The sequence below is a fragment of the Paenibacillus sp. Soil766 genome (assembly GCF_001428105.1).
Taxonomy (GTDB): Bacteria; Bacillota; Bacilli; order Paenibacillales; family NBRC-103111; genus Paenibacillus_E.
In genome coordinates, this window is record NZ_LMSJ01000058.1 from 357,880 (window position 1) to 366,400 (window position 8,521).

Annotated in this window: 6 protein-coding genes; 2 read left to right on the forward strand and 4 right to left on the reverse strand. The window is 44.5% G+C overall.

Annotated features, from left to right (window positions below; genetic code table 11):
• Window positions 1–18: 18 nt before the first annotated feature.
• The 4 genes from ASG89_RS32640 to ASG89_RS32655 all read right to left on the reverse strand — a co-directional run bounded on the left by ASG89_RS32640 (window position 19) and on the right by ASG89_RS32655 (window position 5,981).
• On the reverse strand, window positions 19–915 hold the full coding sequence (locus tag ASG89_RS32640; protein WP_057315499.1) for a carbohydrate ABC transporter permease: 897 nt from the start codon (window positions 913–915) through the stop codon (window positions 19–21).
• Window positions 916–1,015: 100 nt separating this feature from the next.
• The gene (locus tag ASG89_RS32645; RefSeq protein WP_057315500.1) at window positions 1,016–2,410 is read right to left on the reverse strand and encodes an ABC transporter substrate-binding protein; all 1,395 of its coding nucleotides are present in this window, start codon (window positions 2,408–2,410) and stop codon (window positions 1,016–1,018) included.
• Window positions 2,411–2,551: 141 nt separating this feature from the next.
• Complete coding sequence (locus tag ASG89_RS32650; protein WP_057315501.1) at window positions 2,552–4,174, reverse strand: response regulator; 1,623 nt, start codon at window positions 4,172–4,174, stop codon at window positions 2,552–2,554.
• The gene (locus ASG89_RS32655; RefSeq protein WP_057315502.1) at window positions 4,158–5,981 is read right to left on the reverse strand and encodes a sensor histidine kinase; all 1,824 of its coding nucleotides are present in this window, start codon (window positions 5,979–5,981) and stop codon (window positions 4,158–4,160) included. Before ASG89_RS32655 ends, ASG89_RS32650 begins: the two co-directional genes overlap by 17 nt.
• Window positions 5,982–6,207: 226 nt before the next feature.
• Between ASG89_RS32655 and ASG89_RS32660 the strand changes: the two genes are divergently transcribed.
• Window positions 6,208–6,639 (forward strand): VOC family protein, encoded by a 432-nt coding sequence (locus ASG89_RS32660; protein ID WP_057315503.1) that lies wholly within the window; start codon window positions 6,208–6,210, stop codon window positions 6,637–6,639.
• Between the two features lie 486 nt (window positions 6,640–7,125).
• Complete coding sequence (locus ASG89_RS32665) at window positions 7,126–8,334, forward strand: IS4 family transposase (protein WP_057315504.1); 1,209 nt, start codon at window positions 7,126–7,128, stop codon at window positions 8,332–8,334.
• Window positions 8,335–8,521: the final 187 nt, after the last annotated feature.

Here is an 8,521-nt window from a genome sequence, read left to right on the forward strand (position 1 = left end):
GATTTTGGGGTCTCCTTCTTATTGAAGTTTATTTAGGCGATTCGACATCAGATGATAAACGAGTGTGATGATGCCGACAATGACAGCGGTCATGAAACCTACCGCACTGCCGTAGCCGAATTGCTGCTCGGTTAATGAGTGTGATGGCGTTGGGAAAAAGAGTTTATACACATAAAGATACATGACTTCCGTCTTCCCTACCGGTCCGCCTTCTGTAAGAACCATAATGCTCTCATACCCTTTGAGGGAATTGATGATCGCGAGCATGATCACGATCTGAAGCACCGGGCCTAGCATTGGAATCGTTAAATACCAGAACTGCTGCCATTTATTCGCGCCGTCCAAGGATGAGCTTTCGTACACATCATTTGGGATATTTTGAAGACCAGCTAGAAATAACAGCATGTAGTTCCCTACCGCCCCCCAGACTGCTATGAGGATCGTTGTCAGCATCGCATTCTTGGGTCCAAGCCAATCGATTCTTTCAGAGATGATATGAAACTTTAATAAATATTGATTAAGAATTCCGTTGTATGAGTTGAAAATGACAAAAAATACGACAGCCATAACAGCTGAGCTAATGATGGTAGGCATGAAATAGATCGCCCTTAACCAGTTGCGTCCACGCAGCTTGGAATTTAATATAACGGCAAGTGCTAAGCATAATGGCAGTGTTATGATGAGCTTTCCACCTGCATAGACGAATGTATTTACGACAGAATGCCAGTACTCCGTATCCCGGAAGAGTCGACTGAAGTTATCGAATCCAATAAACGTTGGAGCCGCGTAGCCCTTGTACTCATAAAACATGTAGCGAATCGCCCAAGCAATCGGATAGACGCCCAGCACCATGGTCAGTAGAAAGCTTGGAAACAAAAATAAGTATGAAAACCCGATCTGGCGTGTTCTGTTCATCCCATTCCCTCCAATGTAACCCCAGAATTATTTATCTCTATGAAGAGCGCGAGAGTGGAGTTTCCGCTCCACTCTCGCTTTATTTCTCTTCCATTCGCTTTTATTTCATCATTAATTTCATTGGATCAAAGCTTGCATTTGGCGTTACTTTAACATCGCCTTTCGCAACAGCTTTATCCAGCGCATCGTTATAGCGTTTGTTCAATTCTTGGATAATCTGATCCAAATTACCGCCACTGATCATATATTTGAAGAATGCATCATTGTATTTCATACCTTCAACCGTAACGGTTGGTTGAAGCGGCCAAGTGCCGTCATTTCCGCTTGGCAAGAAGCCATCAATGCCTTTAATCTCAGGCTTTTTCGCTACGGAAGAAATCGCTGGCACCATCGACAAGCCGAAGCCTTTCTCATGATACGTTTTCAACACATCGTCGGCATACATGAACTGCATAAATTTCCAAGCTTGATCCGCATTCTTGGTTGTGTTGCTAAGCGCTAACCATTGACCGCCTACGAACGAAGTTGCCCCTTTAACCGTACCGTCAATGGTTGGAACAGGCGCTGCTGCCCATTCAATCTTAGCTGGGAACTGATTTGCGTATACCCCTGGCTCCGAGGAATACGAGAGGTACATCCCAATTTTGCCTTCTGCGAATTGCGCGCGAAGGGGATCAATATCGAGCGACTCCATCCCTGGCAATGTGCTGCCGTCATCGACCATTTGCTTGAAAGATTGAATGACATCTTTAAACCCTGTGAAATCGTACTTTGCTGTTTTGAAATCAAATCCAAACCCACCATAACCGTTAGCTTCCGCGATCACCCTTGCCGAACGACCAAGTGCACTGTCTGGGCTCTTGAAGTTCAGAGCAAAGCCGTAGGAGCCACTCGCCTTACCAACGGCAGTAATTTTCTTCGCATCCTCGACCATTTCTTTCAATGTTTTCGGAGGCGCAGCAATACCCGCTTTGGCGAACAAGTCTTTGTTATAAATGAGACGCAGGGTCGAGCCGTAGTTCGGAAGACTGTACAGCTTGCCGCCAATGCGGTTGAAATCATCAATAATCGGGAATTTCTTCTTCATCGCATCATTCACGTAGGTATCGATTGGTTTGAGGTATCCTTTGGCTGCAAAAGGCTGGATCGTATTCTCCTTCACGCGGATAATATCCGGCGCTTGTCCCGATGCGAAAGCCAAATCAATCGCTTGGTTGAAATCCTCGGTTTTGACAACCATTTCGACTTCAATATTTTCGCCATTCGTTTCATTAAATTTCTGCACAACACTCTTAATGTAGTCCATATCGTGACGATCATTCGTCCAATAAGCGAGCTTCGTTTTTGCCTTTGAAGGAGCCGCGCTTGCCGGTTGATCGGATGCTTTCGCGGACGCCGCTGGGCTTGCTGCTGTATCGGTTTTGGTGGAGCTGCAAGCTGCTAAACTTCCTGCAAGTGCTACTGCTAATGTGACCGTCCCTAATTTTCTAATCATGTGAAAGCCTCCCTTAAATCTGTTGTTTACACTTCTAATATTAAAAGAATTCCTATGTCCTGATAATGAGGTCAACTCTTGAATGAGGGCAGATATTTCTATATATTGCTCTTCCTCCTACCCTAAAAAACAGGCAAGCCCTCACGGCTTGGAGGACTTGCCCAGAGACATTTCTTTGAATTCCGTCGGTGTCAGGCCCGTCTGCTTCTTGAATACCTCACTGAAATAACGCCGATGCTCATAGCCTAGCTGCTGTGCGATTTCCTGCACCTGATAATCCTCGATCAGCATCGATTTCGCCCGCTCCATTTTGGCTTGCGTAACGAACTGTCCAAAGGTTGAGCCGGTTACTTTTTTGAACAAATTCGAGTAGTAGCCCCAACTCAGGTTAACTTGCTTGGCACAGTGCTCCAAGGTTAGATCGATGTCCAGATTGGCTTTGATATAGTCAGCCGAACGGTGAATAATTTTCTGTGACTCACTCGCCCGCTCTTGATGAATCAGACCACAGCCGATTTCACACAGCTCAATGAACCAGGCACGATATGCTAGAATAGCGGCTTCGCTGTCTCTGATTTCAAGCGTCTTTGCCTCGAATTCTGCCAGGCTAGGACGAGGGAATTTCTCCATCAGCACGCGCAGCATCCGCAGCACAAGACCTTGCAGCAGTCGCTCCACAACACCCGGCTCAGGAAGAACAGAAACTTTCCCCATCTCGTTGAAAATCGTCATTGCCCACTCGACACAGGAGTCTCGATTCCCTGAGCGGAATGCGAAGAGAAATTCATTCTCGCTATCCTCGGTATAAATCCACTCCACCGGAACGGCTTGGGCATCCGAATTAAAGCTAAATGCACCATTGCCTCCTGTATAAAAATGATACGATAACGCGCTGAGCGACTGCTGATAACTCTTCGGCAGCTCTTGGACAGTTTCAACACATTGCCCGATACCAATGGAGATTGTGAATTTGGTATGCCTTGCAATATTCGCGCAACATTGGTCTGCGATCGCAATCGGCCTCTCTGGATTCTCAACATGGAGGATACAGATATACCGATTGAATCCCTCCCTGAATACAACTGCTGCCCCGTCCAAAGCGATCGTCTCTTCAACGATATTTTGCAAAGAAAAACGGACAAGCTCTAATTCTTTCACAGGCACTTCGCCATATTTATCGGTAAACTGATCGATTTGGATCGTCATCACGGCAAAAGGCGGCTTCAGCTCATTAATGTCCAGAAAATCAGACAATCGCACTAACTCAGCTTCATTGGTTTGATGATAAACCAGCAAAGATAAGTACTCTTGCCGGAGGGCTGGCATGCTCTCTTTGATCTTTTGTTGGAGACCAATTAGCTGTGTTCGGCTCCGGTTCTCTTGCTCCCAAACCTCTTTTGCCTTGACCACGGCTTTCACGATCTGATCGATCGAAAAAGGCTTTTTCACATAGTCTAGCGCACCATATTGGATCGCTTTCTGTGCATAATCAAAGTCCGTATACGCGCTTAAAATAACGACTTTACTCGTCGGCAGGATCTCCATAATATTGCGAGTCATTTCTAAGCCATCCATTTTAGGCATACGAATGTCGGTTAGAATAAGGTCTGGCCGTGTCTCACGAATGACTGCAAAGCCTTCCTCGCCATTGGTCGCACTGCCTACGATTTCGATCCCATGAGCTTCCCATGGAATTTTCTTCGTAATCATGTCCACGACACTTCGAATGTCATCCACCACACAAAGCTTAATTAGACGGTCCATGGAAATCCTCCTCTTTCTCGTAACGTGGCAGCCACAAGTCTATTTCGGCGCCGCCCCATGCATTTGTCGTTATCTCCATACGCTGTTCAGTCCCATAATAAAGCTGGAGCCTTGTGTAAATATTGCGCAGCGCATACCCATGCTTGGAGGTAGTTGGATTCGTCATACTCTGTAAAAGAATCTCGGGAACGAGCCCTTGTCCATTATCCTGGGCCGTGATATGCAGCCATTCGCCCTCGGCGCGAGCCGTGAGCTGAATTTCGCCGCCAGCCGTCCTATCCTTAAAGCCATGCAAAATACTATTTTCGATCAGCGGTTGAATCATGATTTTAGGCACAAGAATGGTATGCAGTTCAGGATCAACTTCAATACGGCAAACGAATAAATTCTCATACGACCTCTGTTGGATCGCCAAATATTGACGCACATGATCCAGCTCATCCGCAAGTGTAATCAAATCCCTGCCACCGCTTAAACTCAATTGAAACATGTTCGATAAAGCCAAAATCATTTCGTTCACATCGTCATTCTCGCCAAGGACCGATTTGCAATAAATCGTATTCAGCGTGTTATAGAAAAAATGCGGATCCATCTGCGCGGTTAACGCCTTGATCTCCGCCCTCCGCTTATCGCGCTCCCTGTTCCTCACATCAGCGATGAGTTGCTTGATCTCATCCAGCATGCGGTTGAATCGAAACCCAACCTGAGACACCTCATCCTGGTAGACGCTTTCGAACCGAACCTCCAAGTCATTCTCTTCCACACGCTTCATCAGCTTCTGGAGTCTGAACAACGGTTTGAGCAGCAGCAGCGTCAAATTGTTCGTAATAAACAACGAAATCACAACAAATCCAATCGTCACAAACGTTGTTGCTTGTTTAATCCCATTTAATTTGGCCAGCAACGTAGCTTTAGCTTGAACCCCCACAATCATCCAATCATCTTTAACGTCTAGGCGTGCATAGTTAACCAGATAGTCCTGACGATCCTGATCGCGGTAAAAGAACGATCCCTTGCTAGCCTCCGTCATTTGATGAACAAAATCAGGCCTTTGAATGAGCGCTTTATCCTGTGTGCGATCGGCATAATTGACATCTTCACCTTGCGAATCGACAAAATAGTAGTGCTTATTGGTATCGGATAAATTATCCATAAAGAGATCGCGCAGATCGTCTTCTTTCACATTGATGACAACATACACATTCGTAGACTGGTTGGCGATATAGGAATCATCACTGACCCCTTCCGCCACCAGGGAAATCACCTTTTGATTACCTGTAAAAAAAGGATCCACATGACCTTTGCTCCAAAATCCGCGCTTCAAGAGCTGAAACTGCTCATACATCTCCGATTTATAAAATGAATTCGTGCTGTTCCGCACACTGGACGTAGGGTAGAAATCTCCGATCGGCGTAGCGATTAATATACTCTCAATCATGGAATCATTGAATTTCACCTGTGAGAACACATACTGAAAAGCAGTCAAATACTTATAATAATTGGAGTTATCCTTGTTCTGAACATCCTTCATGAGCTGCTTGAAGGCATCGCTGAACATTAAGGAACGGACGGCCGTTCCAATATTTTTCAATCTTTCATTGACGATTTGCGCCGATTGATTCACGGTATCCTGACTTGACTGCATGGCGTTTCCCTGTATTTCCTTAGAAGCGATGAGGTAAGCAATACTACCTGTGGCTACTAGACCTACCGTGATTAGGATGACAAAAGTAAACCATATCCTTTGTTTAAGCGAAAAAGAATGGAACAGGCGTGGCAGCCACGACCAGACAGCTTGCTTATTCATAGGCGACGTCAGCACCTTTCCTGTGTAAGAAGATAGTCTTTATCTATTGTATTATAGTATAGGTCACTTTCTGGGGGCAGGGGGGAAAATCAAGATGTAGGGCAGGTATTTCGATATCTCTCCATAAAATAGAACATATGTTCTTTATTTATTCAGATAAATGTGGTAATAATAAGAGGTAGACTTTTTCCCTTTCAACTACTTCAATCTAAGGAGCTGTTTATTAATGTCCGTTCGCTTAACTCCGTATTTAGTATTGCCAGGTACTGCTGCTGAAGCTATTACCTTTTATGAAAAAGCGCTGGACGCTCAAGTCCTATTTAAACAGACCTTTGGTGAAATGTCTGCCAACCCTGAATTCCCGCTTGCAGATGAGCATAAAGGGCTTGTTGGCCATGCGATGCTTCAAGTCGGTGAGAGCCAACTCATGTTCTCGGATACATTCCCAGGTCAACCCGTTCAATTGGGAGATCATGTAACGATTTGTATTACAACGAAGGATGCCAGCCTATCGAAGCAATATTTCGAAGGGCTCAAAGATGGCGGCACCGTCATCATGGACCTGCATGAAGCCTTCTTCAGCCCGGCATACGGACAAGTGAAGGATAAATTCGGGGTGACTTTCCATTTATTCACCGAAGGCGCATCGATGAATTAAACGTGAAAACAGCCCTGTCGCATGACTGCGACGGGGCTGTTTTGTTTGGATGTGGCTGGGGGCGCCAATGATGGTGTGCGGGAGACCGATCGATTGACTACTCAACGGACCAACTGATATTCGACTATCTAAGTGACCACCAAAGTGATTAAATGGAAATTATCCATCTATTTCAGCTCATTCTCCCTAAATTTGCAGTTTAGATGGATTTCCTACAGGTAATATCCCCGCTTTTCCCCAACTCATCGGATTTCCTCAAAATTAGCTACATAAAATCCATCTAAACCAATTTTTCAGTTAATTTCGCTCAAATTAACATCAGAAAATCCACTAGCGTTGCATCAAAGCTAACACGAAAAAATACTTCAATTATTTACTATTTATGTAATTTTATMTTATATTTTCATGGACAATGCATAAAAAAATCTCCAGTGTAGAGATGTAGGGACCTAATCCATACATCTCATACAAAGGAGAACACGGACTTTGAGTGTATCGGATAAACAGGTGGTTCGTCAATGCCTTTCTTATTTACCATTGCAAAATTTTTCTGCTCCTTTTCTGGATTATCACAAACAGCTTAAAACGGTTAATTTGTTGAAGATCTTTCTCACCGCGCAGTTATTGAAGTGGGATTCTCTACATACGATTGAACGAGCTATTCGTTCAGACTCTGAGTTTCAAAAAGAATTCCAAATAACTAGCATAAACAAGTCYCAACTATSGCGCCGCATCAATTCTCTTCCTATCGAGGTCATTCAAGCTTTGTTCGCTGCCGTCGTCGATGCCGTTCGGAAAACAGCTTTTCCTCGCAAAAAAAAGGACAAACTCGTTCTAGGAATCGTAGACTCTACCAGCCTGAGAATGCCGCCTTTTCTTGGCGACTGGGCTTATGTAACGGAAAAGCAAAATAGTGTTAAGGTCCACACCCGCCTCATGGTCATAGATGAGCAGACAGCTTATCCAGATCAGATTGTTCCATCTACAGGTAATGTCAGTGATTACGTAGGATCGGACAGTCTGGTTGTTGATAAAGGTGTGCTTTACGTGATGGATCGTGGTTACGTCTGCTACAAAAGAATGCAAAAATGGGCGACCACAAACATCGATTTTGTCGTTCGCTTAGCGAATCATCATTACGCCGAAGTTCTTGAAGAGAGGCCAATYCCCGAAGGTAATCCTGCAGTCGTTCGAGATGCTATGGTTTTGATGGGTAATCAGTCCAAAACAAAAATGAGCACTCCCCTGCGACTCATTGAATTCTACGATGAGCAGAACCGGTTTTACCGTTTGGCAACGACGAAGTGTGATTTGCCCGTCGAAAAAATTATGGATGTTTACCGGAACCGTTGGCTGATTGAGCTGTTTTTCAAATGGTTAAAACAGCATTTGAAATTTGCAAAACTCTACAGCCATCAACCAGACGCGGTTTGGAACCATATCTACTTAGGGCTAATTGCTTACGGGTTATCTTATCTTGTCAAGCAGGATCTCGGGACAAAGCATACCGTATGGAATGTACTTGAACTGATACGGTTATATGCAACAAAAAGCTGGTCGAGCCTTTTAAGAGAATTACATAGAGGACCGAGCAAATTCAGTCTAGGCAAAAGGAAGAAAGGCCCGCCAGGGCCGCGAATAGTTAAAGAGACATCTGGTGTGGAGATTCGCCAACCGAAGAAGAGAAACAGATAAATAGAAATTTTYGGGAAAAAGGTACCTACGTTTAGGTGGAGCTRCTTTTTAACTATGTTAGTTTAAAACTTTGTGAATTTTTGCACGAAGATGTACCAAGTTGATGATGTGTAAGGTCTAATGCAACGCTAGTGCATGTTTTACATCTAATTGGTGGAATGAGGATTTCCGACGAAAATAGCTGTAT